Source organism: Streptomyces sp. RLA131, assembly GCF_056270125.1.
Genome location: NZ_JBWDOQ010000002.1, coordinates 382,249 through 408,346, shown reverse-complemented (window position 1 = coordinate 408,346; position 26,098 = coordinate 382,249). Strand labels below are relative to the sequence as shown.

26 protein-coding genes and 3 pseudogenes are annotated in these 26,098 nt (G+C 68.6%); 21 read left to right on the top strand and 8 right to left on the bottom strand.

Annotated features, from left to right (window positions below):
• Positions 1-14 precede the first annotated feature (14 nt).
• The 3 genes and pseudogenes from RWE79_RS02515 to RWE79_RS02505 all read left to right on the top strand — a co-directional run bounded on the left by RWE79_RS02515 (position 15) and on the right by RWE79_RS02505 (position 1,403).
• Complete coding sequence (locus tag RWE79_RS02515) at positions 15-716, top strand: Clp protease N-terminal domain-containing protein (protein WP_475938334.1); 702 nt, start codon at positions 15-17, stop codon at positions 714-716.
• Between the two features lie 40 nt (positions 717-756).
• Positions 757-956, top strand: a pseudogene (locus tag RWE79_RS02510) (hypothetical protein).
• 9 nt (positions 957-965) lie between these two features.
• Positions 966-1,403, top strand: coding sequence for an NUDIX hydrolase (locus RWE79_RS02505; RefSeq protein ID WP_475938333.1), 438 nt, complete (start codon positions 966-968; stop codon positions 1,401-1,403).
• Here the strand turns inward: RWE79_RS02505 and RWE79_RS02500 are convergent.
• Positions 1,397-1,876: a hypothetical protein gene (locus RWE79_RS02500; RefSeq protein WP_475938332.1), complete on the bottom strand. Its 480-nt coding sequence runs from the start codon at positions 1,874-1,876 to the stop codon at positions 1,397-1,399. The genes RWE79_RS02505 and RWE79_RS02500 overlap by 7 nt on opposite strands.
• A 96-nt stretch (positions 1,877-1,972) precedes the next feature.
• On the opposite strand from RWE79_RS02500, the gene RWE79_RS02495 reads away from it, so the two are divergent.
• A complete protein-coding gene (locus tag RWE79_RS02495) occupies positions 1,973-2,338 on the top strand; it encodes a MerR family transcriptional regulator (protein ID WP_475938331.1) in 366 nt (121 codons plus the stop codon).
• A 108-nt stretch (positions 2,339-2,446) separates the two neighbouring features.
• On the opposite strand, the gene RWE79_RS02490 is transcribed toward RWE79_RS02495, so the two are convergent.
• Positions 2,447-2,602: a hypothetical protein gene (locus tag RWE79_RS02490; protein WP_475938330.1), complete on the bottom strand. Its 156-nt coding sequence runs from the start codon at positions 2,600-2,602 to the stop codon at positions 2,447-2,449.
• Between the two features lie 468 nt (positions 2,603-3,070).
• On the opposite strand from RWE79_RS02490, the gene RWE79_RS02485 reads away from it, so the two are divergent.
• Complete coding sequence (locus RWE79_RS02485; protein WP_475938329.1) at positions 3,071-3,544, top strand: VOC family protein; 474 nt, start codon at positions 3,071-3,073, stop codon at positions 3,542-3,544.
• 269 nt (positions 3,545-3,813) lie between these two features.
• Here the strand turns inward: RWE79_RS02485 and RWE79_RS02480 are convergent, their stop codons facing one another.
• Positions 3,814-4,011: a hypothetical protein gene (locus tag RWE79_RS02480; protein WP_475938328.1), complete on the bottom strand. Its 198-nt coding sequence runs from the start codon at positions 4,009-4,011 to the stop codon at positions 3,814-3,816.
• Between the two features lie 96 nt (positions 4,012-4,107).
• Positions 4,108-5,130: an LLM class flavin-dependent oxidoreductase gene (locus RWE79_RS02475; protein WP_475938327.1), complete on the bottom strand. Its 1,023-nt coding sequence runs from the start codon at positions 5,128-5,130 to the stop codon at positions 4,108-4,110.
• 274 nt (positions 5,131-5,404) lie between these two features.
• Here RWE79_RS02475 and RWE79_RS02470 point away from each other — a divergent pair, with 274 nt between their 5' ends.
• Both RWE79_RS02470 and RWE79_RS02465 read left to right on the top strand, forming a co-directional pair.
• Complete coding sequence (locus tag RWE79_RS02470; protein ID WP_475938326.1) at positions 5,405-5,716, top strand: hypothetical protein; 312 nt, start codon at positions 5,405-5,407, stop codon at positions 5,714-5,716.
• Positions 5,717-5,729: 13 nt separating this feature from the next.
• The gene (locus RWE79_RS02465) at positions 5,730-7,238 is read left to right on the top strand and encodes a CoA-acylating methylmalonate-semialdehyde dehydrogenase (RefSeq protein WP_475938325.1); all 1,509 of its coding nucleotides are present in this window, start codon (positions 5,730-5,732) and stop codon (positions 7,236-7,238) included.
• A gap of 266 nt (positions 7,239-7,504) precedes the next feature.
• Here the strand turns inward: RWE79_RS02465 and RWE79_RS02460 are convergent, their stop codons facing one another.
• Positions 7,505-7,783, bottom strand: a complete 279-nt coding sequence (locus RWE79_RS02460) for a hypothetical protein (RefSeq protein ID WP_475938324.1) — start codon at positions 7,781-7,783, stop codon at positions 7,505-7,507.
• Positions 7,784-8,355: 572 nt separating this feature from the next.
• Between RWE79_RS02460 and RWE79_RS02455 the strand changes: the two genes are divergently transcribed.
• From RWE79_RS02455 to RWE79_RS02440, 4 genes are all read left to right on the top strand, one after another.
• A complete protein-coding gene (locus tag RWE79_RS02455) occupies positions 8,356-9,885 on the top strand; it encodes a non-reducing end alpha-L-arabinofuranosidase family hydrolase (protein WP_475938323.1) in 1,530 nt (509 codons plus the stop codon).
• Positions 9,886-10,079: 194 nt separating this feature from the next.
• Complete coding sequence (locus tag RWE79_RS02450; protein WP_475938322.1) at positions 10,080-11,060, top strand: glycoside hydrolase family 11 protein; 981 nt, start codon at positions 10,080-10,082, stop codon at positions 11,058-11,060.
• Between the two features lie 331 nt (positions 11,061-11,391).
• Positions 11,392-12,672, top strand: coding sequence for an MFS transporter (locus tag RWE79_RS02445; RefSeq protein WP_475938321.1), 1,281 nt, complete (start codon positions 11,392-11,394; stop codon positions 12,670-12,672).
• Positions 12,673-12,945: 273 nt separating this feature from the next.
• Complete coding sequence (locus RWE79_RS02440) at positions 12,946-13,515, top strand: TetR/AcrR family transcriptional regulator (protein WP_475938320.1); 570 nt, start codon at positions 12,946-12,948, stop codon at positions 13,513-13,515.
• A gap of 85 nt (positions 13,516-13,600) precedes the next feature.
• On the opposite strand, the gene RWE79_RS02435 is transcribed toward RWE79_RS02440, so the two are convergent.
• Positions 13,601-13,969, bottom strand: coding sequence for a hypothetical protein (locus RWE79_RS02435; protein ID WP_475938319.1), 369 nt, complete (start codon positions 13,967-13,969; stop codon positions 13,601-13,603).
• Positions 13,970-14,377: 408 nt separating this feature from the next.
• Here RWE79_RS02435 and RWE79_RS02430 point away from each other — a divergent pair, with 408 nt between their 5' ends.
• Both RWE79_RS02430 and RWE79_RS02425 read left to right on the top strand, forming a co-directional pair.
• Positions 14,378-15,079 carry an SDR family oxidoreductase gene (locus tag RWE79_RS02430; protein ID WP_475938318.1) on the top strand — a complete coding sequence of 234 codons (702 nt, stop codon included), beginning with the start codon at positions 14,378-14,380 and terminating at the stop codon, positions 15,077-15,079.
• Between the two features lie 18 nt (positions 15,080-15,097).
• A pseudogene (locus tag RWE79_RS02425) lies at positions 15,098-15,268 on the top strand (alpha/beta fold hydrolase); the annotation flags it as partial.
• 178 nt (positions 15,269-15,446) lie between these two features.
• On the opposite strand, the pseudogene RWE79_RS02420 reads toward RWE79_RS02425, so the two are convergent.
• Positions 15,447-15,710: pseudogene (locus RWE79_RS02420) on the bottom strand (class I SAM-dependent methyltransferase); the annotation flags it as partial.
• Between the two features lie 490 nt (positions 15,711-16,200).
• Here RWE79_RS02420 and RWE79_RS02415 point away from each other — a divergent pair.
• The 6 genes from RWE79_RS02415 (at position 16,201) to RWE79_RS02390 (ending at position 21,746) form a co-directional block, all read left to right on the top strand.
• Positions 16,201-17,697, top strand: a complete 1,497-nt coding sequence (locus RWE79_RS02415) for an IMP dehydrogenase (protein ID WP_475938317.1) — start codon at positions 16,201-16,203, stop codon at positions 17,695-17,697.
• A gap of 239 nt (positions 17,698-17,936) precedes the next feature.
• The gene (locus RWE79_RS02410; protein ID WP_475938316.1) at positions 17,937-18,371 is read left to right on the top strand and encodes an ester cyclase; all 435 of its coding nucleotides are present in this window, start codon (positions 17,937-17,939) and stop codon (positions 18,369-18,371) included.
• Positions 18,372-18,457: 86 nt separating this feature from the next.
• On the top strand, positions 18,458-18,799 hold the full coding sequence (locus RWE79_RS02405; protein ID WP_475938315.1) for a hypothetical protein: 342 nt from the start codon (positions 18,458-18,460) through the stop codon (positions 18,797-18,799).
• Between the two features lie 145 nt (positions 18,800-18,944).
• Positions 18,945-20,474 (top strand): hypothetical protein, encoded by a 1,530-nt coding sequence (locus tag RWE79_RS02400; RefSeq protein WP_475938314.1) that lies wholly within the window; start codon positions 18,945-18,947, stop codon positions 20,472-20,474.
• Between the two features lie 459 nt (positions 20,475-20,933).
• On the top strand, positions 20,934-21,470 hold the full coding sequence (locus RWE79_RS02395; protein WP_475938313.1) for an RICIN domain-containing protein: 537 nt from the start codon (positions 20,934-20,936) through the stop codon (positions 21,468-21,470).
• Positions 21,471-21,596: 126 nt separating this feature from the next.
• Positions 21,597-21,746, top strand: a complete 150-nt coding sequence (locus tag RWE79_RS02390) for a hypothetical protein (protein ID WP_475938312.1) — start codon at positions 21,597-21,599, stop codon at positions 21,744-21,746.
• Positions 21,747-21,935: 189 nt separating this feature from the next.
• Here RWE79_RS02390 and rph read toward each other — a convergent pair whose 3' ends face one another.
• A complete protein-coding gene (gene rph / locus RWE79_RS02385) occupies positions 21,936-24,560 on the bottom strand; it encodes a rifamycin-inactivating phosphotransferase (RefSeq protein ID WP_475938311.1) in 2,625 nt (874 codons plus the stop codon).
• A 454-nt stretch (positions 24,561-25,014) separates the two neighbouring features.
• Between rph and RWE79_RS02380 the strand changes: the two genes are divergently transcribed.
• Both RWE79_RS02380 and RWE79_RS02375 read left to right on the top strand, forming a co-directional pair.
• On the top strand, positions 25,015-25,608 hold the full coding sequence (locus RWE79_RS02380) for a hypothetical protein (protein ID WP_475938310.1): 594 nt from the start codon (positions 25,015-25,017) through the stop codon (positions 25,606-25,608).
• A gap of 66 nt (positions 25,609-25,674) precedes the next feature.
• Positions 25,675-26,097 (top strand): glutaredoxin domain-containing protein, encoded by a 423-nt coding sequence (locus tag RWE79_RS02375; protein ID WP_475938309.1) that lies wholly within the window; start codon positions 25,675-25,677, stop codon positions 26,095-26,097.
• The last annotated feature ends 1 nt before the right edge of the window (position 26,098 follow it).

The window sequence follows — 26,098 nt, the reverse complement described above, 5'->3', positions numbered from 1 at the left end:
CTTACGATTGACGCATGAGTCCACTCGACATCAGCCTCGCGGACCTGATCGCCCGTCTCGACGAGGAACTGCCCGAAGTCAACCAACTGGCCCGCATCAGCGAAGCGCGACTGCGTGCCCAGACCCTGTCCGACCTCGGTGACCAGCTCATCGACCACTACGTCAGCAAGGCCAAGCGGGACGGCGCGTCGTGGACCGAGATCGGCGACGCCATCGGCGTGTCCAAGCAGGCCGCCCAGCAACGCCACGCGCCCGCCGCGTTCGCGCAGTTCACCGAACTGAACCGGCACAGCATCGTGCTGGCGCAGGAGGCCGCCCGAACGCACAAGCACGACTCCATCGGCACCGAACACATGCTGCTCGGCCTGCTCGGCGAACCACGGGGCCTGGCGTACGAGGTGCTGGTGGCGAAAGCCGAGTCGGAGCAACGCGTCCGCGACGCGATCGAGGAAGCGATGCCGCCGGCCGGGGAGAAGGCGCTTCGGGGTCACATCGCCTTCCGGCCGGAGAGCAAGGAGGCCATCGAGCAGGCACGCCGCGCGTCGGCCGACCTCGGCCATGACTGGGTCGGCACGGAACACATGCTGCTGGGCCTGATCCGTGCCGAGGAGAGCCGGGCCGCGCAGATCCTGCGCAACCTCGGCTTCACGTCGGAGGAGCTGCGCGAGACGGTCAAGACCGAGATCACCAAACGGTCCGCCGCGCGCGACAAGTAGTCCGGCCCGCGCCGTCGGTGATGGCCGGAAGGCCGAACGGATGAACGCCGATGGCGAGCAGCCGCTGCGCGGCCGGGTGTACGGCCACGACCACGACGACCCAACCCCGGCCCGCTGCCGCACCAGACGTACGCCGCACTCGTAGGCGGACCGCTGGACGGACTGCTGCTCCACATCGCGGGCCGGGGACCCGGGGAAGCTGGCGAGGCGGCCCGGCTGTGTCGGTGCGGGGGTGGGTAGGGTCCGGGCATGGGGAGTGCCGAAGTCGTTCCGGAGAAGGTGGCCTGGGTTCTGGTGCGTGACGGGCGGGTGCTGGTGACACGCAACCGCGGTGTGGACGTCTTCTACTTTCCTGGTGGGAAGAGGGAGCCGGGGGAGTCCGATGCCGAGACCCTGGCGCGCGAGATCGACGAGGAACTCCAGTCCCGGATCGATACGGCCACGATGGTGCACGTCGGCACCTACCCACCCCGCGCGACCGCCGGGGCGACGTCCAGCGGGACTTCGCCCGGGGCCGGGTCCGGCGCGGTCGACCGGGCTCGGCCCGGTTTTGGGCCGCGCCCCGACGGCCTTGCTCGGGTCTCGCCAGTGCAGGACGAACTCCGCGGTGCCGGTCTCGCAATCGTGGTGCGTCGCGGGCATCGACGCCGTCACCCGATCAGCGGCCACGCTGAAAGAGCTCATTGACTTGCCGCGCCGAGCGGGTGCCCATCGGCCGGGCCGGCGTGGCCGTCCCCCGGGTTGGCGTGTCCATTCCGCCGCCACGGCACAAGCTGGACGATGCCCCAGGCCACCTCGACGGTGATGAACGGCCACAATATCCGCGAGGCTCCGTGGGCCAGCGCGTACGCCATCCACGCTGAGAACAGGATGCGCGCGATGCCGTCGAGCAGTCCGTGCACCGGCAGCGGCCGCACGATGCGCAGGGCGGCCCAGACGATCACGACCGAACCCATCAGGTTGGCGTACAGGGTCTGCCAAGGCTCGACTTCGGGCAGGAGGCCCAACCCGAGTGCGCCGCCCAATGAAGAGAGCGCGTCGTGCACCAGCGTGAATGTCCACGGTGTCGCGAATCCCGATGTGACGGCGAGGTCGTACCAGGCGCTCGCGCGTACGACACGAAGATAGGCGGGACGTGCGGGGGTGAAGGGACGGCTCATGATGCGGCTCCGGCTGGTCGGGGTCAGCGAAGCCTCACGCTAAACAGTGGAGTACGGTCCAAGGTCAAGTTCACCATCCGAAGGGGGCGCTGGGGTATGCGCATCGGAGAGCTGGCCGCGCAGACGGGGATGACCAGGGACACGATCCGGTTCTACGAGAAGGTCGGCCTCATCGCAGGTCGCCGCCTGGCCAATGGCTATCGCGACTTCCCACCCGAGGCGGTGGCCTGGCTGCACTATGTCCGCACCGCACAGACACTGGGATTCTCTCTGGCGGAGATCGCGCGGAACGGCGAGGAACTGCGTGGGGCACCGGACGTCGCGGAAGCGCTGTCCGCGCTGTTCGAGGAGAAGATCCACGTCGTCGACGCACGCATGGCCGAACTCGCCACCCTGCGGGCCGAACTCGCCATGCGCGTCGGCACCGGATGCCCGTTGCGGGCAGCCGGCCAACCCGGATGAGGACGGGGTCGGGAGCGCGACGGGCCCGACCGCTGACCAAGGCCGTAGACGAGGCCACCGCGCACCACCCGGGGCCGGGCGCTCAAGCCGGCCAACTGAAGCACTCAGTCACAGCTCGATGCGGTACCGCACTTCAAGGGCCGCACCGGTCGCCCTCGTCACCGCCCCCGGAAACTGTTCGCCGACCGTGGCTACGGCCTCGACAAGTACCGCCGCCTGCGCATCCGCTGGGACATCCGAGCCGACATCCACGACGACATCCACGAAGCATTCCTGAAACCGGCCGGCCTGCCGCGTGATCACCAACCGACGCGTCCGAGCAGTGCGTCAGTTCCTCTGAGGCTTGCGCTCACGCACACCGCCCACCCCAGCACGGCCGAGCCCGCCGACCGGCCCGGATGCCGCAGGGCGGTTGCCGGAAACCTCGTTACTTCGCGGCTCCGAAAGCACGGTCCACGGGCTTCGACCGCTGAGCCGACCTCACGCGCGGAGCGGACCGGCGAACAGGCGCTTCGCGGTTGGTTTCGTTGCGCCGGTCGACAGCGCCTGCACCCATCACCGTGATCGGCCGAAGAACCGCGGCGCGGCGCATAGGTCTCGGTCATGAGTTCCCCGAAATTTGGACGGCAGGCGCCACCCAGCGGCACGTATCGCTCTGCCGACCTCGGCCCCTACGGAACCGGTGACTTGCGGGTGCGTCGCTTCACCGACGTCAAGAAAGAAGGAAACACCATGGATTTGAAGCTTGAACTCATTGTGCTGCCTGTCTCCGACATCGATCGGGCCAAGGCCTTCTACGAGGCGGCGGGATTCCGCCTGGATGTCGACAAGGCCGTCAGTGAGGACTGGCGTGCGGTGCACTTCACGCCGCCCGGCTCCGAGTGCTCGATCATCTTCGGCAGGGGGCTCACCCCCGCCGCGCCCGGCTCGACCCAGGGCCTGTACCTCATCGTCACCGACATCGAAGCGGCCCGCGCGGAACTCGTCGGCCGTGGCGTCGAGGTGAGCGAGGTGTTCCACGACGCCGGTGGACTGTTCTACCACGGCCACGAGGCCGGAGAGGTCACCCACCAGGTCGAGGGCCAGGGGCGGCTTCCGGCCTCACACCCCGACCGCTCCTCGTATGCCTCCTTCGCGACCTTCAGCGACCCCGACGGCAACGGCTGGGTGCTCCAGGAGATCACGCAGCGGCTTCCCGGCCGCTGACACCACGCCGGCCACCCGGGTGCGCAGCGCCGGCGCAGGACCGCTGGGTCGAGGGTGCGCTCCACGCCCAGCGGCCCGGCCGGTATGGGACCACGCCGTACGCTCCCGTCACACGGGCACTGCCACAACCCCGTGCAGTGCGCGAGCTCCCGGGCCGTCCGGCAGCGGAACCAGGTCGCGGCCCTTTGTTCGATCCGCTACATAGCGGGCAGTCCCCTACAAGTTGTTGGGGTGCAGAGCCGCCCGGTCTTGATTCTCGCCGCCCGGATCTAACTGCCCCAGAATGTCAGTTCGTCAAGCTCTGCGAAACGAATGGAACCGTTTTTTAATTCCACCAGAATGGGCCAAGTGTCCAAAATCCTGTCGTATTCGTTACGAGTCTTCAGGTACTGGGGAGAGTTGTAGGGAACGATGAGAATACGATCCTTTTCTCTCACCTTTTCGTGGTCAATCTCCAGCAGCCGCACCGCGATTCATCTCGCAGGCAGAAGCCCGAGAGCACATTCGGTGAAAGGCCGCCCGGGTCGGAGCCCGGCCGGCCCGGGCGCAGTGCGGGGGAGCGCTCAGCGCCAGCCGAGCTCCGGTGCCACGTGGGTGAGGATGCTCTCCAGCACATGGGCGTTGTAGTCGACCCCGAGCTGGTTCGGGATGGTCAACAGCAGGGTGTCCGCGGCCTGGATGGCCTCGTCCTCCTGGAGCTGCTTCACCAGCACGTCCGGCTCGGCGGCGTACGAGCGTCCGAAGATCGCCCTGGTCGTGTCGTCGATCATGCCGAGCTGGTCCCGCGAGTCGCGGTCGTGGCCGAAGTAGACCCGGTCCAGGTCGCTGGTCAGGGCAAAGATGCTGCGACTGACCGACACCCGCGGCTCTCGCGTGTGGCCTGCCTCCTGGTACGCCTCGCGGAACGCCTCGATCTGCTTGCGCTGCTGGACGTGCAACGGTTCGCCCGTCTCGTCGTCTTTGAGTGTGGAACTCTGCAGGTTTGTCCCCAGCTTCGCGGCCCAGACAGCGGTCGCGTTCGAGCCGGAGCCCCACCAGATCCGCTCGCGCAGCCCTTCGGAATGCGGCTCGATACGCAGCAACCCCGGCGGGTTGGGGAACATCGGCCGCGGGTTCGGCTGCGCGAAGCCCTCACCCTCAAGCACCTTGAGGAAGGCCTCGGTGTGCCGGCGGGCCATGTCGCTGCCGGTCTCGCCCTCCGCGGGGGTGTGACCGAAGTAGCGCCAGCCGTCGGTCACCTGTTCCGGCGACCCGCGGCTGATGCCGAGTTGCAGCCGGCCGCCTGAGATGAGGTCGGCAGCGCCCGCGTCCTCGGCCATGTACAGCGGGTTCTCGTAGCGCATGTCGATCACGCCGGTGCCGATCTCGATCGTCGAGGTCCGTGCACCGATGGCCGATAGCAGCGGGAACGGGCTGGCGGCCTGCCGCGCGAAATGGTGCACGCGGAAATACGCACCGTCCACGCCAAGTTCCTCGGCAGCGACCGCCAGGTCAATGGACTGATGCAGGAAGTCGGCAGCGGACCGGGTCTGGGAGTACTCACTCGGCGACCAGTGGCCGAAGGAGAGGAATCCAATCTTCTTCACGCAAGCTGAGAGCGTCCGGCGGCCACGTTTATTCCCCGCGTCGGCGCGGTGTGACCAGGCCGACCGGCGGTGCGAGTACCGGGACCCCCAGAGAGGCGACTGTCGCTTCCCTGCACTGCTGCGACTGCCACGATGGCGCCCGATACAGCAGCGGGCGGCCGGTTCGAGGACGGCGAGCCATGTGCCGGCGCGCCGGCCCGGTGCGAATTGCCCCGGCCGCCTGTGATCCGTGCGCGCTCCCGCCGGTGTGCTGAACCCATTACCAACACGCCGCTTGACCAGCCCGGATGACTACTCGGCACTGGCAGAGACGGGTGTCGATCCCGCGGTGGACGCGACGCTGCTCGACAGCGGGGTGATCCACGCCACGACGGTACGGGACGTGATGGAGGCACTTCGGGCCGAGGCGGACTCCGAGGCCTTCATCGGCCTGAGTATAGAAATCGGAACCGTGGATTCCGTGTCAACGGTCCCGTTCCGCGGGCGCCGCAGGGCGCTCGTGACCGAGACCGCGGCCCGTCCGGCCGGGGTCAAGACCGGTGAGGTGCACGACAGAAACCTCGCAGCCCGCCGCCGCCATCTTTGAAGGAGTTCCGCCGATGAAGACCGTCACCCACTGGATCGGTGGCAAGCCCTTCGGAGACGCCTCAGGCGCCTCCGGCAAGTGGGGCCCCGTGACCGACCCCGCGACCGGAGAGGTCACCACTCAGGTCGCGATGGCCGGCGCCGACGAGGTCGAAGCCGCGGTCGCCGCGGCGAAGGAGGCCTACGCCACCTGGCGCACATCGTCGCTCGCGCAGCGGACCGCGGTGCTCTTCCGCTACCGCGCGCTGCTGGACGCACGCCGCGACGACATCGCCGCGCTGATCACCGCTGAGCAGGGCAAGGTCCACGCGGACGCGCTCGCCGAGGTGGCCCGGGGCCTGGAGATCGTCGAGCTGGCCTGCGGGCTCGGCATGGCGCTCAAGGGCGACACGTCCACGGAGGCGTCGAGCCAGATCGACGTGGCGTCGATCCGCCAGCCGCTCGGTGTCATCGTCGGCATCTCACCGTTCAACTTCCCCGCGATGATCAGCATGTGGATGTTCCCCATGGCGATCGCGTGCGGGAACACCTTCATCCACAAGCCGAGCAGCAAGGCCCCGTCCGCGTCCATACTCCTCGCGGAACTCGCGGCCGAGGCCGGCGTGCCCGACGGTGTGCTCAACATCCTGCACGGCGACGAGGTCGCGGTGGACGCACTGCTCGACCACCCGGACGTGGCGGCCGTGTCGTTCGTGGGCTCCACGCCGGTCGCCCGCCACGTCTACAGCAGGGCGTCCGCCAGCGGCAAGCGCGTCCAGGCCCTCGGTGGCGCGAAGAACCACATGCTGGTACTGCCCGACGCCGACCTCGACACGGCCGCCGACGCTGCCGTGACCGCCGCCTACGGCTCCGCGGGCCAGCGCTGCATGGCAGTCTCCGTGGTGGTCGCGGTCGGCTCGGCGGGCGACGCGCTGGTGTCCCGGATCGTCGAGCGCGCCGTGAAGGTCAAGATCGGCCCGGGCAACGACCCGACGTCCGAGATGGGCCCGCTCGTCACCAAGGCACACCGCGACGAGGTCGCGGACTACGTCGCGGGCGCGGCCGCCCAGGGAGCCGACGTGGTGCTCGACGGCAGGGGCCTGACCGTCGAGGGCCTGGAGAACGGGCACTGGATGGGCATCTCGCTCCTCGACAAGGTCAGCACGGACTCCGACGCCTACCGGAACGAGATCTTCGGCCCCGTCCTGTGCGTGCTGCGCGCGGAGACCTACGAGGAGGCCATGGAAATCATCAACGGCTCCCCGTTCGGCAACGCCAGCGCGATCTTCACCCGCGACGGCGGCGCGGCCCGCCGGTTCCAGCTGGAGGTCGAGACCGGCATGGTCGGCGTGAACGTGCCGATGCCGGTGCCGGTGGGCTACCACTCCTTCGGTGGCTGGAAGGACTCCGCCTTCGGCGACCACCGCATGTACGGCAGCGAAGCCGTGCACTTCTACACGCGTGGCAAGGTCATCACGAGCCGCTGGTCGGACCCGGGCGAGACGGCGGCCGGTCCGGACCTGGGCTTCCCCGTGTCCCGCTGACCCCCGCAAGCCCGCACGCGGCCGCCCCGGCACCCCACGGTGCCCGGGCGGCCGCGGCCGTCCGCGGCCAGGTCGAGCCGGCCGTCGCTCGACGTCCCGGACGGTGAGTTCATGCGGATCTGGCACGAGGCGGCGCGCCCGGCCCTGTACAGCCGGGGCAGGGGCGCGCCGAACCAGAGACTGGCCAGGCCGTCTCCGTAGAGGGTTGCGCGGGGGTGCATGGGGTCTCCTCCTTCACCGGGGTCCCGTGCCGAGCCGGGCGGCGTTCACCGCAGGGGGCCGCTGCCGTGCGGTCCGTACAGGTCCAGCAGACGGGTGCGGGCGCCCTGCAGCCGGTGGGCGACGATCTCGGTGATCCGGCGGGAGACGGCCCGCCCGAACACCGGGTCGGCCGCCTGCGCGGTGGGCACCAGGGCCACCAGGACCGCGTCCACGGCGGCGCCGGCGTCGACCGGATCGGCGGGCTCGCCCCCGCAGGGGGGCCCGGCTGCGCAGGAGCGATGCGCCGTTGGTGAGGAACGACGATCGCCGGGCACGGCCTGCACGCGCTTCGCCTGGAAGGAAAGTCCCGCACCCGGAGGGCAGTACGGCCGAGAGGGTGACGTCCGGGCATTGCCGGGCGAGCGCGTCAATTCGATGAGCGATCGAATGATGCAGAGGGGGTTGACGCGTCCCAGGTGCTGTCTACGATCCTTACCGTCCGGGCTGCCGTTACGCGTTCGAAACATCGAACATGCAGCGGCCGCCGAGCCTCGCCCTGCCGCCCGCCCGGCCCAGACGTCACAAGGAGTGTCATATGTCATGCGCTCGTCATGCTGTGAACCGTCGTGCCGTACTCGCGACGGGCACCGGCCTGCTGGCGGGAACTGTCCAGCCCGCCGCGGCGTACCGGACAGGCGTCCGCCGCACAGCCCGCGGCGTCTTCCTCGACCTGGGCCACGACCTACGGCAACCCCGTTCTCCGGATCATCCCCGCTCACACCGAACGGGCCCGGCCGCCACGCTCCGGACCGGACAGTGACGCGCACGCGTGCGAACGGTGGACGCCCGCCGGGATGTTTCCCCGCAGCCGCCTCGCGCCGTGAGGTGGCAGAACCGCGAATCCAGGAGAAGACACATGGCAACAGGCAGGAAGAAACGCGAAGGCGCGCTGTGGCGCCGGCGACGAAGCGTGGTCGGGATCGCGGTGACGGCGCTGCTCGCCGGCCTGTTTCTCGCCCTCACCACGACGCCGGCGTCGGCCGCCTCGGTCGACACCAGCGCCTGGTACGTCCTGGTCAACCGCAACAGTGGCAAGGCATTGGACGTCACCAACCGGGACGCAGACAACGGAGTCGGACTGCAGCAGTACGCCCGCAACGACGGGGCCTGGCAGCAGTGGCGCTTCGTCGACTCCGGGAGCGGCTACTACCGGCTGCGCTCCCGCTTCACCGGCAAGGTGCTCGACGTGTCCGCCCAGTCGACGGTCAACGGGGCCCGGATCCAGCAGTGGGACGACGCGAACGCGACCAACCAGCAGTTCTCCCTGGCGGACTCCACGGGCGGGTACGTTCGCCTGATCAACCGCAACAGCGGCAAGGCCGTCGAGGTCGCCAATGCGTCCACGGCCGACGCCGCAGCCGTCGACCAGTACACGGACAGCGGCGGAACCGGCCAGCAGTGGCAGCTGGTCAAGGTCGGGACCGTGTCGAACTCCCTGCCCTCGTCGTACTCATGGGTGTCGACCGGGGTACTGGCAAGCCCGCAGTCGAACTCCTCGCACAGCCTGGCATCGATCAAGGACTACTCGGTCATCCGGTACAACGGCAAGTACCACGTCTACGCGACCACGGCGAGCACGTCCGGGGGCTGGAACCTGGAGTATTTCAGCTTCGACAAGTGGGCGAACGCCTCCTCGGCGACCCAGCACTACCTGGACTCCTCCGCCATCGGCACCGGTTACCGGGCGGCGCCCCAGGTCTTCTACTTCGCCCCGCAGAACCTCTGGTACATGGTCTACCAGACCGGTCCGCCCACCTACTCCACGACGACCGACCCCAGCGACCCCACCTCCTGGTCCGCCCCGAAGACCTTCATCTCCTCGGAACCCGCCGTGGTGACACAGAACAAGGGCAACGGGGGATGGATCGACTTCTGGACCGTCTGCGACACCTCGAACTGCTACCTGTTCTTCAGTGACGACAACGGGCACCTCTACCGCGCCCAGACCACGCTCGCGAACTTCCCCAACGGTTTCGGCAACACCACCATCGTGATGTCCGACTCCCAGTACGCCCTCTTCGAGGCGTCCAACGTCTACAAGGTGTCCGGCGCCAACCAGTACCTCCTGCTGGTCGAGGCCATCGGATCGGGCGGCCGCTACTTCCGTTCCTGGACTTCCAGCAGCCTCACCGGCACCTGGACCCCGCTCGCGTCCACCGAGAGCGCCCCGTTCGCGGGCAAGGCCAACGTCTCCTTCAACGGCAGCGCCTGGACGAACGACATCAGCCACGGCGAGATGGTCCGCTCCGGCAACGACCAGACACTGACCATCGACCCCTGTCATCTGCAGTACGTCTACCAGGGTCGTGACCCCGGCTCCAGCGGCGACTACTCGCAACTGCCCTACCGCATGGGCCTGCTCACCCAGGCCAACTCCAACTGCTGACCCGAACGGGCAGGAGGGGGAGGACCGTTGCCGCACCGGCCAGGAGAACATCCGCCGGTGCGGCAGCGGGTCATCGCCAGCCGGTCACCGGCCTTCCTCCGACCGTCCCGGCCGCAGGTCGCGCCAGGCGGCCGTCACATCAGCCCCGACAGCCGTACCAACCCGAAAGGTTCCGAGAAGGAGGAAGCCCGGCCGTGAACACACATGCCCGCCCCCGAAAACGCGAACGCCGCCGCCTCGGCCTGTCCGCCAGAAGCGTCTGTGTACTGGCACTGGCGGCCCTGGTGTCCCTGTTCCTGCCCGGCACCGCCAGCGCCGACACGGTCATCACGACGAACCAGACCGGCACGAACAACGGCTACTACTACTCGTTCTGGACCGACGCTCCCGGGACGGTTTCCATGAACCTGGCATCCGGCGGCGGTTACAGCACCTCCTGGAGCAACACCGGCAACTTCGTGGGAGGGAAGGGCTGGGGCACCGGCGGACGCAAGAGCGTCACCTACTCCGGCAGTTTCAACCCTTCCGGGAACGCCTACCTGGCGCTCTACGGGTGGAGCACCAATCCCCTCGTCGAGTACTACATCGTCGACAACTGGGGCACCTACCGTCCCACCGGCACCTACAAGGGCACGGTGACCAGCGACGGCGGCACGTACGACATCTACCAGACGACCCGGGTCGACGCGCCCTCCATCGAGGGAACCAAGACCTTCAACCAGTACTGGAGTGTCCGGCAGACGAAGCGGACGGGCGGCACCATCACCACCGGAAACCACTTCGACGCCTGGGCCAGCCACGGGATGAACCTCGGCACCTTCAACTACATGATCATGGCTACGGAGGGCTACCAGAGCAGCGGAAGCTCGAACATCACGGTGAGTGAGTCCACTTCCGGAGGCGGAGGAGGCGGCTGTACGGCGACACTGTCCGCGGGAACCGTGTGGAGCGACCGCTACAACCTCAACGTTGCGGTCAGCGGCACCGCCAACTGGACCGTGACGATGACCGTGCCCTCCCCGGAGAAGGTCCTCGCCACCTGGAATGTCAACGCCGGCTATCCCAGTTCCCAGGTCCTCGTCGCCACACCGAACGGCAACGGCAACACCTGGGGCGCCACCATCCAGACCAACGGCACCTGGACCTGGCCGACCGTCGCCTGCACCGCCAACTGAACCCGCGAGCGCGAGATGCAGCCGAGTGGCGCGCGCAACCGGCCATGGCTACGCGCGCCACGCGTTCGCCGTTATACGGGCAAAACGCTCTTTTTAATCGCCTTTCCTGCCGGGCCGCCGAGGGCTGGTGTTCGGGTGCATCGAGTGACCCACGAGGAGCAAAGACATGCCCGGTCGTCCGAGCGCGCGTTGACGTCGTAGGCCGTGATCGGCCTGTCATCGCGTGCTGCCCCTGAGGTTGCGGCACAGCGAGCCTTCTCCCGCCTGAATCGTCGGTGCACCTGTGTGCGCCGGTTGACGGGCCTCGTTGCCGGCAATCCAAGGGATCCTCGTGCCGTCCGCTTCCTCCGCCGTATCCGATTCCGGTCGACCGATTCCCTCAAGTCTTTGGCAGGACCGCGACTTCCGCAGGCTCTGGGTGGGCCAGACGGCCTCCCAGCTCGGCGAACATGCGACTCAGGTGGTTCTGCCGCTCTTCGCCGTCCTGACGTTCAACGCCGGTGCCGGCCAGTTGGGCGTCCTGCGCGCGGTGGGGCAGGCGCCGATCCTGTTGCTCTCGCTCTTCGTCGGCGCGTGGGTTGACAGGTGGCGGGCCCGCACGGTGATGGTGCTGACGGACGTCGGCCGGACCCTGGCACTGGGCGCCGCCGCCGTGGCCGGCCTCCTCGGCCGGCTCGGCCTGCCGGCGCTGTTCGTGGTCGCCTTTGCCGTAGGGGCCCTGTCCGTGTTCTTCGACGTGGCATACCAGGCGTCTCTCGTACGGCTGGTGAAACGCGATCAGTTGGTGCGGGGCAACAGCGCGCTTGAGGGCAGCCGGTCCGCGGCGCAGATCGGCGGTCCTGCCCTCGGTGGTGCGTTGGTGTCACTGCTGTCGGCGCCGATCGCTGCCGCTTCCAGCGCGCTGTTCTTCGCGTTGTCGTTCCTGTCGATCCTTCGGATCCGTCGGATCGAATCGCTCCCGGAGAGCTCGGAACGTCCCCCTCGGGTCTGGCGGCGTATTCATGAGGGCCTCCGTTTTGTCGTCAGCGATACCCTGCTGCGGACTGTGTGCCTGGCCTCGGCCGCCTTCCAGTTCTCCTTGGCGGCCATGATGACCGTCTATCTGCTCTTCCTGCCGCGGGAACTGCACCTGTCGGGCACCGCCGTCGGGCTGGCGCTGGCGGCGACGGGGCCGGGCGCGCTCCTGGGCTCGGTGCTGGCCGCCCGCCTGCCGCGCCGGTTCGGTTATGGCGCGGTGCTCGTGTCCGCGGCGGCGCTCGGCGACGGCGTGTTTCTGTGTGTGCCCGCGGTGCACGGTTCCTCTGCGGTGACTGTTTCCGCGCTCCTTGCGATCAACTTCGTGTTCGGTGCCGGCGGCCAGTTGGTGAATGTCACGGTCATGGCTGTCCGGCAGGCCGTCACTCCGGACGGGCTGCAAGGCCGCGCGACCGCGACGATCACATTTGTCGGCATGGGGCTGACCCCGCTCGGCTCGCTACTCGGCGGATTCCTCGCGGAGGAGTGGGGGTTGCGCACCAGCCTCCTGGTGACGGCCTCAGGGATGATGCTCTCTCCGGCGCTGATGGCCTTGTCCCCGCTCGGCCGCCTGGGACGGGCGCTTCCGGTCTCGTAGGACGCGCGGCCGCCCGACGACCGGCCGCCTCTGAGCCCACGAGACGGCCATCCGCGCGACCGGTGCAGCTCGACGTTGGCTCCCATGACCTGCGGGTGCGGGTGCGGGTGCGGGTGCGGGTGCGGGTGCGGGTTCGGGGGAGGGCCCCTTTGGCCTTGCGCGCGAAGACTGATCATCGGCCCCCGTGTGTGTCGCCCCGTGAGGGCGGAAGGTGCGGCACACTCTGAAAACCGGTCGGTTTTCATTTTGTCCGCATCGAGTTAATCTCGCAGTATGACCACCGAAGTGAAGCCGAGTACCAGAGAGCGGCTGCTGGCGGCGGCGGCCACGCTCACCTACCGAGACGGTGTCGGCATCGGTGTCGAGGCGCTGTGCAAGGCGGCGGGGGTGTCGAAGCGCTCTCTGTACCAGCTGTTCGAGAGCAAGGACGAACTGCTGGCAGCGAGCCTGGAGGAGCGTGCCGCTGCCTACGCGGCGACCTTCCTGCCTGCGGCGGACGACGGCCGGTCACCCCGCGAGCGGATCCTGCACGTCTTCGAGAAGGTGGAGTTGCAGGCGGACGCGCCCGAGTTCCGAGGCTGCCGTTACCTGGCTGTTCAGGTCGAGCTCAAGAATCAGGGCCACCCTGCGAGCCGGGTGGCCCATCGGATCAAGGCGGACCTGACGGAGTTTTTCCGTTCCGAGGCCGAACAGGGTGGGGCGAGCGATCCCGACCTGCTGGCCCGGCAGCTCAGTCTGGTCTTCGACGGCGCCAGTGCCCGCGCGGGGATCGGAGCCGACAAGCTGACGGGGCTCATCGCGCCCACTGTGGTCACCCTGCTCGATGCGGCAGGCATGCGCTGACGCATCCCTTTCCGGGCAGGCTCGGCGAGCGGTGTGCTCTCCGGGTTGATGCCCGTCTCCGGCAGTCGGAGCGGCTGCCACGGTTTCAAGCCAGTGCTTCCCCGGCAATCGGTGGGAAGCACGATGGCTGTAAGGCTGTCGTCTCGTTGGTGTCGGCGCCCGGTGCCAGGTGCACGGTTTGCCAGAGCGTCGTCCAGCCGGTCCGGACCAGTGTGCCGATCTGGTCATCACCCTGAGCCTCGGCGGCGGCCACGACGGAGTGTCCCTGTATCTGCATCTGCAGCGTTTCGGGGTGCGCCGAAACCAGCCGTGCGTAGGCGTTCGCCATGGCCTGGAGGACCTGCTCGCCCTGGTCCACCCCCTTGGCCGCCCTCTCGAAAGCCAGGCTGGTGTCTTCCATGCTCCGCGCCAAGGCGGCGACGAAGATCGCCTTCTTGCCCGGAGACACCGACACGCCTGGCGATCGCCTCGGTAGAGGTGCCGTAGACGTTCCGGCGGAGATGTGTGACGGCACGGTGCCGCGCGCGGATGTCCACCGGCCTGGCGGTACGGGACCGTAGCCGGTGCTGCTGACCCGGCTGCCGTACGGCAAGCACACGCCCGTGGCGGCCATCGGGCTCGACCGGGGCGCAGCTCCCTCGGTTCGACCACCTCTTCGACCTCGGCGACGGTGACGCGCCTGGCCATGGCCGTGAGGGGGCTGCGGTTGGCGGCCGCCTCGGGGTAGGCGTGGTTGCCGTCGTCCGGGATACACCGCCAGGGCATTACGGCGGGGACAGCTGCTCAAGCGACGACTTGCGTGGGGAAACCGATCGGTTTACGATGGATAAAACCGATCGGTTTCCCATTCTTGGAGGTAGTCGTGACAGCAATCAAGGGCGCCAACGTCTTCGTCACCGGAGGCAGCCGTGGCATCGGCAAGATGCTGGTCGAGGAGCTCTATGTGCGCGGCGCCGGCAAGGTCTACGCCACGGCCCGTGACCCGCGCTCGGTGACGCACCCCGGTGCCGTTCCGCTGGCGCTCGACGTCACCGACCCGGCATCCGTGGCAGCCGCCGCCGAGCAGGCCCAGGACGTCACCATCCTGATCAACAACGCCGGCGCCTCCGTCGGCGCTTCGTACCTCAACTCCCCGATGGAGGACGTGCGCCGGGATCTGGAGACCAACTTCTACGGGCCGCTGCTGGTCACCCGGGCCTTCGTGCCGATCATCGAGCGCAACGGCGGGGGCCACATCCTCAACGCCCACTCCGCCCTGTCCTGGCTGGCCGACGGCACGCCCTACAGCGCCTCCAAGGCCGCCCTGTGGTCGCAGACCAACTCCCTGCGCCTGGAGTTGCAGCCGCGCGGCATCGCGGTGACCGGGCTCCACATGGCCTACGTGGACACCGACATGACGTCGGGTATCGACGCGCCCAAGGCCGACCCCCGCGACATCGCCGTGGCCGCACTCGACGGCATCGAGGCGGGGGCGTACGAGGTGCTGGCCGACGACACCACCCGCTGGGTCAAGTCCCAGCTGTCCGCCGACCTGGAAGCCATGTACGCGCAGCTGAAGCAGTAGCACGCGCTCACCGATTCAATGGAGTTCCTCGCGGAAAGTCCGCCCACTCACCGCTTCGTCGACGTGAACGGGGTCAGGCTGCACATCGCCGAACAGGGGCAGGGCCGCTGGTCCTGCTGCCGCACGGCTGGCCGGAGAGCTGGTACTCCTGGCGTCACCTTCGGGGCGCTGGCGGCAGGCGGCCGACGATGAACACTCTGGCACTGGCACTGGCACTGGCACGCCGTTACGCCGACGGCGTCTACGCCCACCCCGACACTGCTCGCCCAGGCCCTCGGCTACCCAGCGGGGCCGCGGCCGTTGCACGTCCCCCGCTGGGGGGACGTGATGGCCGACCGGCTCCGGGGCGTGGATCTCGGTGCTCGTAGACGGCGGTGATCCGGCCGTCGCCCCCGCCCTTGTGGAGGCGTTCCAGGCCAGCGCCCTGGCCGGTCCCGCAGCCCACCTCCAGCACGCGGCTGCCGGGACGGGCACCTGCGAGTTCCGCGAGGTCGTCGTACAGCTCCGGCGGATATCCGGGCCTGGCCCGGTCGTACAGTTCCGCGTCCTCGTCGAATGTCCGTCTCAGACGCGCCCGCCGGGACTCCCCGGGACTGTCGTCGCATGGCGCATGTGTGGTGATGTCGGGCATGCGGAGCATGCTGTGCGACGCCTGCCCGCCCGCTCATGAGCGGAACCGGATGACCGTTGCGGCGGTGACGGTGCCGACGAAGAGGTACCCATGCTGTGCTCCGCGCCAGTACATTCCGCTGCCGCCGCCGGGTGACGGACGAGATCGCGAACGCGCGGGCGAGGCGCGTCGACGACCTCACGGCACGAATCGAGTGGGATCCCGGCGAGGCAGCCCACGGATACAACGTCCGCTACGGCATCGCGCCCGACAGGACGAGGGGGTGTTTGGCGAGGGCCTCTGTCGGTGCCGATTCGTGCAGCGGCGTGGCGATCAGTAGGGTGCTGGGTCACGATCGAACCCTCTGGACCAATGTGCCGCTGAAGGCCCAGGGCGGAGTCCTGGCGCCGCCGGTACGGCTACGCGGCACCTGCCTACCCGGGCTTTCGGACACGAGGGACGGTCTTCACGGCTGGGCAGTCGGGCCCCGGCCGACGGGTCAGGAGGAACAATGGCGCAGGTCATCGCAGAGGTCTCACGGACGTTCAACGAGTTCCTGCTTCTGCCGAACCGGACCCGGACCGACTGCTCACCCGCCACGGTCGATCTCCGCACGCCCCTGGTACGCCATCGCGTCGGCGAGGCACCGGCGATCGAACTGCACTCCCCGTTCACGTCCGCGATCATGCAAGCCGTCAGCACACCCGAGCTCGCGATCGCCCTGGCGCGCAACGGTGGACTGAGCTTCCTGCACCACAACCAGCCGGTTCAGGACCAGGCGGCGGCTGTGCGCGAGGTGAAGAACTTCAAGGCCGGGTTCGTCGTCAGCGACACCAACGTCCGTCCCGACGACACCCTGCGCCACCTGGTCGACGTCATGCGCCGCACAGGCCACAGCACCGCAGCGGTCACACACGACGGGACCGGCACGGGCCGCCTGCTCGGCCTGGTGACCTCGCGCGACTTCCATCCCCAGCGCCATGACCTGGACGGGCCGGTCAGCGGTCGGATGACCCCCGTCGAGGCGCTGCCCCACACCGGGGCCGACACCACGCTGTCCGAGGCCAACGCGCAATTGTGGGACCAGCGGCTGGACTGCCTGCCCGTGCTGGACACCGGAGGCCGCCTGCAGTACCTGGTGTTCCGGTCCGACTACGCGGACAACAAGCGGTTCCCGGACCAGGTCGTGGACTCCGCCAAGCGCCTGCGGGTCGGGGCCGGCATCAACACCCACGACTTCCGCGAACGTGTTCCCGCGCTGTTGGAGGCCGGGGCCGACGTCTTGTGTTTCGACTCCTCCGACGGGTACAGCGACTGGCAGGCACAAGCCCTGGCATGGGTGAAGAAGCACCACCCGGAGATCCCGGTCGGCGGCGGCAACGTCGTCGACGGTGAGGCCTTCACCTTCCTCGCCGAGGCCGGAGCGGACTTCGTCAAGGTCGGCGTGGGAGGAGGCTCCATCTGCATCACCCGTGACCAGAAGGGCATCGGACGAGGCCAGGCCAGCGCCGTGTTGGACGTCGCCGCGGCCCGGGACGCCTTCACGGAGCGCACCGGCTCCTACGTGCCGATCTGCTCCGACGGCGGCCTGGTCCACGATTACCACGTGGCCCTGGCTCTGGCGATGGGAGCCGACTTCGTCATGATGGGGCGCTACTTCGCCCGCTTCGACCAGGCCGCCGGGGCGAAGCTCCCCACCCGCGACGGCTTCGTCAAGGAGTACTGGGGCGAGGGCTCCAACCGGGCCCGCAACTGGCAGCGCTACGGACAGGGCGGGCAGGGGCTGATCTTCGAGGAAGGCGTCGACGGCTACGTCCCCTACGCCGGAGACCTCAACGAGGGCCTCAGCGTGACCATCGCCAAACTGAAGAACACCATGGTCTCCTGCGGCTCCGCCACGCTCCCGGAATTCCGGTCCACCGCCCGACTCACGCTGGTCTCGGAACAGAGTTTCCAGGAGAGCCACGCCAACGTCACCTTGCGGGACACCCCGACGACGGCACCCTGACCTCGCCTCGCCCGAGAACGAAGTGCCTCGCAGCCGAGGGCGCACGGCAACGCGTCCCGCGGCGCGATCGCGTCGGCCGACGCCACGTCAGCGGTGAGTGCGCCGCACACGTCAGCGGCTCCAAGTCGTTCGCGCATCGCGTCACATTCCCGGCGGCTGCGGTGTCTTACTACGGAGAGGCCGTACTGCTGAGGCGCCGTCCAGCACGCGGCGAAGGCACAGACCACAGGGGAGAGCGCATGTCGACAGCCGGAGCAGCAAGTAACAAAGCGACGCTCAACCGCCTCCACTCCGCCGTGAACAGCGGCGACCTGGAAATCATCTCGAAGGCCATCGACGAGCTCGTCGCACCGGACGTGGTCTTCCATGCGCCGGTACCGACGGGCGCGACGGGAGCGGAGGCGCTGAAGCGGGTGTGGGAGGTGCTCCTGCGCGCGTTCCCCGACATCCACGTCGCCTCCGAGGAGACCATCGCGGAGGGAGACAAGGTCGTCTCCAGGAACACGGTGACCGGGACCCACCGGGGCGAGTACCAGGGCCTGCCGCCCACCGGGAGGACCGTCACCTACAACGAGATCTTCATCCTCCGCTTCGCCGCCGGGCGGATCGCCGAGATCCGGGGCGTCGTCGACGTCCTCGCGCAACTGCGCCAGCTCGGTGCCCTCCCGTCCTGACGAGGACCGGGCCCTCGGGGTGCCGGCTTGCGTGCCGCCGCCCGGTGTCGACCGACGATGTCGGTCCGGGATGGAACAGTTCACGCATGACCTGCACAGACGAAGCACAAACCGACGTCGAGCACGCCGTCATCGCTCGCTGTCGACTGGCCGACGACGGCCTCGGCAAACCCAGCCGACGCGAAGTCGTCCGTCAGGCCCGGTCCCTGCTGACCGAGGCGATCGAGCGAGCAGATGTCGGCGAGTTCGACGGAAACGAGTTCGGAGGTGGCGAGGTGGTCCTCTACGCATACGGACCGGACGCCGATGAACTCTTCGCGGTGATGGCGCCCATCCTGCACGGCCTGCCCTTCCGTCCTGCACACGTCGTGTTGCGCTACGGCTCCGTCGATGACGCGTCGGCTGCCGAGCATCGCGTAGACCTCTGACGAGACGATTCAACGGACGCGGTGCTTCTGTGCGCAGTGCCCGAACCACGTGTCGGCATGGTCCGGATCAGGCCCGGAAGAGGGCGGTCCGGCTGTTCCTCATCGAGGTCTGGGACGAAGGCCTGGCTCCTGGCATGATGCGTTCATGGGGGAACTGCCCGTCGACGCCGTCGGACTGACGCGTCTCGCCGACGACACCGCGCGTGGCTGCTGGGATCGGGTGAGGGCGGCCCAGGCCCTGGCCGCTCTGGACGGGCACCGGGAGGCCGGTGCCGCGCTGCTGGCCCGCTTCGCCGACGACATCGCGGGGGAGTGGCCGAGGCCGCTCCACCTGCGCCTGACGCCGAAGTGGCTTGCGGCCATGGTGAACGACGACGCCGACTTCGCCGAATCCGACCGCGTGGACGCTGCCGTGGCTCTGGCCGGGCTGGAGGGCTACCGGGAAGCAGGTGCCGCGTTCCTGATCCGCTTCGCCAATAACGCCGGACTCGGTCCCCTGAACCGCGTGAAGGCGGCTCGGGCCCTGGCCAAGGTGGACGGGTACCAGGAGGCGGGTGCCGTGCTCCTGACCCGGCTCGCCGAGAGCAGACGCTTCGCGGACGGCCGGGTGTGGGCGGCCGAAGCTCTGGCCGCTCTGGACGGGCACCGGGAGGCCGGTGCCGCGCTGCTGGCCCGCTTCGCCTATGAGAGCTCACGCAAGTGGCCGAGGTGGCTTTACCGCAGAGTGCGGATGAGCAGCATTCATCTCGGCGAGTTCTACCGGGTGTTGGCCGCCGAGGCCCTGGTGCGGCTGGACGGCTACCGGGAGGCGGGTGCCGCGCTCCTGATCCGTATCGCCGAGGACGCCACCATGGAAACCGGCCTCCTCCGCCGCCAAGCAGCCGAATCCCTGATGCGGCAGGACGGGTACCGGCAGGCGGGTGCGGCACTCCTGGCCGGCATCGCCGCCGACACCAGCTTCGACCACCAGAGCCGGGTGCGCGCGTCCGGAGCGCTACAGGCGCAGGACGGGTACGAGGAGACCGGCGCCGAGCTGCTGACCGGCCTGGCCGAGGATCCCACCCTGGACGGCGAAAGCCGTATCGAGGCGGCCGAGGCCCTGACCAGGACGGCCCGATACGAGGAGACCGGCGCGGCCCTTTTGGCCCGTTTCGCCGAGGACGCCACCCTCAGGAGCCAGGACCGCGTGGACGCGGCCCGGGCCCTGGCGAAGGTGACCCCGTACCGGGACACCGGGGCCGCGCTGCTCGCCCGCCTCGTCGAGGAGGAGAGCTTTCGCCCGCGCGTCCACGCCGCCGAGGCCCTGGCCAGGCTGGACGGGTACCGGGAGGCCGGTGCCGAACTCCTGGCACGGCTCGCGGAAGAGGCCGACGCCGCCACCGGCGGATACCAGCGTGTGAACGCCGCCGGGACCCTGGCCCGGTTGGACGGATATCGGGAGGCCGGTGCCGAACTCCTGATTCACCTTGCGCAGGACACCACGCTCGACGCCCGGAACCGGGTGGACGCCGCCAGATCCCTGGGGTGGGTGGACGGGTATCAGCGCGAGGCTGTCCGCCACCTTCACCGACTCGAGAACGCCGTCGATCACGAGTACGCCCCGTACGTCCGCTTCTACGCGAACCAGATCGAAGGTCGGGGCAAGGAAGCCGCAGGGGACCGGGGCGGTTCGTAGGCGGCCTTGCCGGAGCGCCGACACCCGACTCGTCGGTGCGCCACCCACCTCGGGATTCAGGCGTACCTGAACCACGGACCGCACCGGGATCACGACGGGCGGGGCCGGCGGTGCGGCGGGCTTGTTCGGCGAGGCGGGCGGCGGCTTCGGGTGAGCCGTAGTTGAGTCCGAACCGGTCGTCGACGACGTTGCCGGCGGACCGGTGAGGCGCTCAGCAACGGCTGAGCGGCCGGCCGGTCCGCTGAACGGACCGGGTCGCGACAAGCGGATCTGAGAACACGACACTCCTTACTGAGCGTTCGACGTAACTGAAGGAGGGGGATGTCGAATTGCCTCGAATACGAAGGCGCGACCATGAACGCGACCTCCTCCGTCACATGACGCGCCAACTCAGCGGCGAACCTCAGGCGAAATTCATCACCGCGCGGTATCGGAATGCATGAAGAGGAGATCATCGGCATGAACAAGTCATATCCCCGGAAGGCGGCCACCGGGCTCGCGGCGGTCGCCGCGGCGTTCGTCTCCGTCCTGGCCTTCACTTCCCCGGCAAGCGCGGGTGCTTCGATCACCAAGCCCCAGTCGGTGACCTACTACCAGTACGGAAACTTCTACACCGGCAAGTGCCTGGCCGCCGGGGGGCAGGCCAACGGCTCCGTAGTCCAGCAGAACACCTGCGACGGAACCACCAACCAGCAGTGGACGGTGCAGCGGACCGACAGCGGCTATTTCGAGCTTAAAGTCGCAAGCAGCGGCAGATGCATGGAGGTCAAGAATTCGGGTCAGAACAGCGACGACCCCGTTCAGCTGGCCGACTGCAACGGCGGGTACAACCAGCAGTGGACCACGCAGACCAGCACCCACACCGGCTATCTGCGGCTCGCCGTCCGGTCCAGCGGCAAGTGCCTGCAACCCCTTGGCGAGAGCATGGCCGACGGAGCCAGCCAGGTGCAGTACATCTGTTACACCGCTTGGTCCCAGGAGTGGAACGCGTTCTGACCCGGCGAAGAACGGATCGTATGCGGAGCCTCGGCCGGCTGCCCGGCCGAGCCTCCGCGTACAACCGGATCCGGCCCGGACACCGCCCGGTGCAGTCGGCGCCACAGGCCCGCCTCGGTCCACACCGTGAACCGGCGACGCGCCGTCGCGGAAGCTCTCGTCGCCCGAATCGACCGCGACGACCTCGGCCCCACAGCGCGAGCGCAGGGCCACAGCGGCGTCGCCGGTACCTGCTCCGACCTCAAGGAGGAGTCCGCCGGCCTCGGCACGAAGTAACTCCTGCAGCCGCTGCTCGTAGGCGGCGTAGAACGGCTCCGCAGCCAACCGGTCCAAGACGTGGGCCCAGTCGGAGGGGCGGGGCTGTGTGTCCACCGACGTGAAGCCATGAGCAACACCGTGATCGTTCATGGGAGCACGCTGGATGCCCAACCGGGCCGGTGGGATGGGCCGTCTCAATGTGGTCGGTCAAGGCAGGATCTCTACGTATCCGTCGGTTCCGTGCACACGGATCCGCTGCCCGTCCCGGATCAGCCGAGTGGCCTGCTCCACGCCCACGACGGCCGGCAGGCCGTACTCCCGGGCGATCACTGCGCCATGGGTCATCAAGCCGCCCACCTCCGTCACCAGGCCCGCGATTCCGACGAACAGCGGCGACCAGCTGGGGTCCGTGAAGGTCGTGACCAGGATGTCGCCCGCTTCCAGATCGGCCTCCGCCATGTCAAGGATGACGCGGGCCCTCCCCTCGATGGTCCCGGCGGAAACCGGTAGGCCGATCAGGGCGCCGGCCGGAACGTCGTCGCGCCGGTACGCCCCGGTGACGGCCTCACCATCCGATGTGAGCACCCGGGGCGGTGTGAGCGCGTGGTACGACCGGAACGCGTCCTTGCGCCGCTGGATGAGCTGGTCGTCCACCTGATTCGAGCGCACGACGTCGTGGAACTCCTGGAACGTGAGGTAGAAGACGTCCTCCTTCTCAGGAAGCACGTCGGCCTGCACGAGGCGCTCGGCCTCCTCCAGCAAGGCCCGCTTGTAGACGAGGTAGCGGCTGACGATGCCGTACTTCGGGTACTCCCGGTACCCGATGAAGGTTCGGACCCGGTCGATCATCCGCTTGGCCTCGTCGGCTTTCTGGTCCCCGTCCGGCAGGGCCCGCAAGCGTGACAGCACGTCCTGTTCCTTCTTCTGCGCCTTCTGCCGCCCTTGCTCGAAGCGCCGCTCGGCGGCGCCCGGCTCGAAGTTCCTGACGTTGTCGAGGATCACGGGCACGAGCGTGGTGGGGCGCTCGCGCCAACGCGGCCTCGTGATGTCGATCTCGCCGACGCAGCGCATGCCGTACCGGTCGAGGTAGGCCTCCATGGCGTCGCGCGCTTCGGTCCCGCCCGGGAGCTTCGCCAGCTCGTCCAGGAAGGCATTGTTCTCGACGTACTCGACGTCCTCGACGTACTCGACGCCCCGCAGGAACGCCACCGCCTCCGGATGCGGGCGGATCACGTCCGCGACGTCGAGCAGCGCCAGTCCCATCTCCGACGTGACGTTGCCGGGGGCGGACAGCGTGAGCGTGTCAGCCGCGTTCTTCTCGCCCAGCCACTCCTCCAGCGTGTCGTTGAGCCACCATGTGGCCTCCATCCCCGCCATGATCGCCTGAAGGTTCAACGGGTCGCTGAGGACGCGTTTGTGCTCCTCGAAGGCCTCCAGCAGGAAGTCGAACAGCGCTGGTCCGGTCTTCGTCCGGATGTCGCGCTCCAGGGCGGCGACGGACGTCCGGCTGCGCTCGATCAGCCCGGTGACGATGGCCGGATCGGTCTCGATGGGGGCGGACGCGCCGCCGGCCGGCGGCCCGCCGGGAACCGCGTCCGGGAGCGACGGGATGAAACCGTCGTGGTCGAGGACGGTCTCCAGCGCGTCCCTGACCAGCGGATCGCCTCTTCCCACCATGTCCAGGAGGCCGGCGCGGCTCGCGGGCGAGCCCAGGCGCCGGGTGGCGTCGACGAACAGCCTCCCGCCGGCCTTGTGCATCGGCACCATGGCCGTCAGCTGCCACATGGAGAGCCCCAGGGGCCTCATGGGGTCGGTCATCATCTGCTGATGACCGACGGAGACGTAGACGTGATTCTCCTGGTCGTCGGCCTCGGGGATGGGGAACAGCGTTGTGATCGGCCGGCTCTGAACGATCTGGAAGCCATCATCGGCCAGGCACCATTCGATGTCCTGCGGGCGGCCGAAGTGCGCTTCGATCCGCCGCCCGAGCTGTACGAGCCGCACGACCTGCGCATCCGTAAGCGCCGGCTGCTCCTGCCGCTGCGATTCGATCGCCACTTCCTGCGTACCGCCGGCCGGCAGGGCGTGGAGGGCACGCTGTTTTGCGGCGATCGCCTTGGCGACGACTTCGCCGTGTCGCACCTTGAAGACGTCCGGGTTCACCAGGCCGGAGACCAGGGCCTCGCCGAGGCCGAAGCCGGCGTCCACGGTGGCGACCTTCCGGTTGCCCGTGACGGGGTCGGCCGTGAACAGGATGCCGGCCGCATGCGGGAAGACCATCTGCTGCACGACCACGGCCATGTGGACCGTACGGTGGTCGATGCCGTTCCGCCGGCGGTAGGTCACGGCCCGCTCGGTGAACAGCGAGGCCCAGCACCGGCTGACGTGCTGGAGGACCGCCGCAGGCCCCACGACGTTCAGGTACGTGTCCTGCTGGCCGGCGAAGGAGGCCGTCGGCAAGTCCTCTGCCGTCGCGCTGGATCGGACGGCGTAGGCGGCCTGCTCGCCGAGCCGGGCGAGCGCGCGGGTGATCGCCGCCGCGAGATCGTCCGGGATGGCGATCCCTTCGATGGTCCGGCGGATCTGCGCGCTGAGCGTGCGGATCGCTTCCCGGTCGTCCGGGTTCAAGCGCGACAACTGATCGAGCCGATCGCCGATCGACGGCGCTTCCGCCATGATCCGCCGGAAGCCGTCCGTCGTCACGCAGAAGCCGGCCGGCACGCGGATGCCTTCGATCCGCGACAGCCCGCCCAGGTGCGCGCCCTTGCCGCCGACGACCGCGACCTGCGTCTCGTCAACCTCCTGAAGATCCAACACGTACTGCTCGGTCATCGCGACACCTCCGAGGCAGTCGTGTCCCGTTGCACCGCACTGGCCGATCGAACCACCGGCGCCTCCAGCTCCGTGGAACGTCCCACCACTGGTTCGACGTCACCGCGTCCCCCATACGTCGACAACACACGCACGTCGTGCCCCCATTTCCGCAGGTTGTGGCCTCGGTCGACGATTTTGCGCCATCACCCGGGTCTTGCCGCAAGCCCCCCAGTGCGCTATACGTTAAGAGTGGCAAGGAGAGAGATCTCTTTGCCTTTGCCTTTGCCTTTTGCCGTCCGCTGGAACTGACAAGCTGGACATCAGCCTGGGCCGACGACGCTTACCCGCACGAGGGCGCGCCGCCGCGTCGCGAGAACATCCAGAGGTCGTCGCGCCACGCGAATGTTGGGCCGAGCTCGACAAACGGACGCTTGACGGTCGCCCTGGTTCAAATCGGCCACACAATCAGGGCATGGACGTTCCCAAGCTGCTGGAAGCCGCTTCCCTGCTGGTTCCTGAGGAGATCGCCACCGAGAACGACATCACGGTGAACGACGTCTGGGATTACCTCACTCGGGACGAGTGGGAAGTGGCCCTCGGGCTGCTGGAAGAACTCGGTGACGCCCAACCGCTTCCGCTCAGCTTCTGGGAAACCCTGGCCACCGCAGCCGAACAGATGCGGCTGGACAAGAGCGCGGCCTGGTGCCATTGGCGCTGCTACGAGACTCGCAACGGCATCATCCGAGCGGACCTCGCCCTCCGCCCGGCCACCGAAGCGCGACGGCAGACGCCCATCTCCGGTGCCGGCGTCCTGCGACCGATGTGGAACATCGGAAACCGAACCCCGACCGGCGAGCCGGACCTCAACATCGCACTTCTCTGGGTGGAGTTCACGCCCTTCCTGGAGCCCGGTGGGCAAGCCTCGGTACGACTTGCTCCTCTTGACCCCTCGCAGTGGCAGCACCTTCGGCCCGGCCAGGTGATCACCATGCACGAGGACCGATCGGTGGCGGGCACGGCGGTGGTCCTGGAGGTTCACCGACCTACGACCACGTCCACCGCATAGCGGAGAAGGCCGCACGTCCGGGGCCGTTGATCCGCCGAACCTACGCCACCGATAGCGTGTGTCATCATGACGCGCGCCTGGATCTTGCCGATGTTGCTCGTGGTCTGCGGCGCCCTCGTTGCGACCACGATGGTCGTCAGGGGCTTCCCCGGCGCCGCCGTCGCACTACTGCTGATGTTCGCCCTGCTCGCAGGGCTGAACTCGCCGCTGGTGTTCCCACGGTCGATCGGTGCGGTGGAGGCACAACGCCGTAGCGCGGTAGACGGCCGACCGATCGTCTACTGGCGGCCGGGCTGCATGTACTGCCTGCGCCTGCGGATCCGGTTGGGCCGCGGCGCCGGCCGGCTGCATTGGGTCGACATCTGGCGCGACCCGGATGGGGCGACGGCGGTGAGGGCTGCCAACGATGGCGACGAGACCGTGCCGACCGTCGTGGTGGCCGGCCGGCCGCACGTCTGCCTGAAGTTCTCCGGTGGCGGAAGCTTCTGAC

Bases quoted from the DNA above. Each gene is read 5' to 3' on its own strand.
- RWE79_RS02515 (WP_475938334.1), top strand. From the start codon at position 15: ATGAGTCCACTCGACATCAGCCTCGCGGACCTGATCGCCCGTCTCGAC.
- RWE79_RS02505 (WP_475938333.1), top strand. From the start codon at position 966: ATGGGGAGTGCCGAAGTCGTTCCGGAGAAGGTGGCCTGGGTTCTGGTG.
- RWE79_RS02500 (WP_475938332.1), bottom strand. From the start codon at position 1,876: ATGAGCCGTCCCTTCACCCCCGCACGTCCCGCCTATCTTCGTGTCGTA.
- RWE79_RS02495 (WP_475938331.1), top strand. From the start codon at position 1,973: ATGCGCATCGGAGAGCTGGCCGCGCAGACGGGGATGACCAGGGACACG.
- RWE79_RS02485 (WP_475938329.1), top strand. From the start codon at position 3,071: ATGGATTTGAAGCTTGAACTCATTGTGCTGCCTGTCTCCGACATCGAT.
- RWE79_RS02465 (WP_475938325.1), top strand. From the start codon at position 5,730: ATGAAGACCGTCACCCACTGGATCGGTGGCAAGCCCTTCGGAGACGCC.
- RWE79_RS02455 (WP_475938323.1), top strand. From the start codon at position 8,356: ATGGCAACAGGCAGGAAGAAACGCGAAGGCGCGCTGTGGCGCCGGCGA.
- RWE79_RS02440 (WP_475938320.1), top strand. From the start codon at position 12,946: ATGACCACCGAAGTGAAGCCGAGTACCAGAGAGCGGCTGCTGGCGGCG.
- RWE79_RS02415 (WP_475938317.1), top strand. From the start codon at position 16,201: ATGGCGCAGGTCATCGCAGAGGTCTCACGGACGTTCAACGAGTTCCTG.
- RWE79_RS02410 (WP_475938316.1), top strand. From the start codon at position 17,937: ATGTCGACAGCCGGAGCAGCAAGTAACAAAGCGACGCTCAACCGCCTC.
- RWE79_RS02405 (WP_475938315.1), top strand. From the start codon at position 18,458: ATGACCTGCACAGACGAAGCACAAACCGACGTCGAGCACGCCGTCATC.
- RWE79_RS02400 (WP_475938314.1), top strand. From the start codon at position 18,945: ATGGGGGAACTGCCCGTCGACGCCGTCGGACTGACGCGTCTCGCCGAC.
- RWE79_RS02395 (WP_475938313.1), top strand. From the start codon at position 20,934: ATGAACAAGTCATATCCCCGGAAGGCGGCCACCGGGCTCGCGGCGGTC.
- rph (WP_475938311.1), bottom strand. From the start codon at position 24,560: ATGACCGAGCAGTACGTGTTGGATCTTCAGGAGGTTGACGAGACGCAG.
- RWE79_RS02380 (WP_475938310.1), top strand. From the start codon at position 25,015: ATGGACGTTCCCAAGCTGCTGGAAGCCGCTTCCCTGCTGGTTCCTGAG.
- RWE79_RS02375 (WP_475938309.1), top strand. From the start codon at position 25,675: ATGACGCGCGCCTGGATCTTGCCGATGTTGCTCGTGGTCTGCGGCGCC.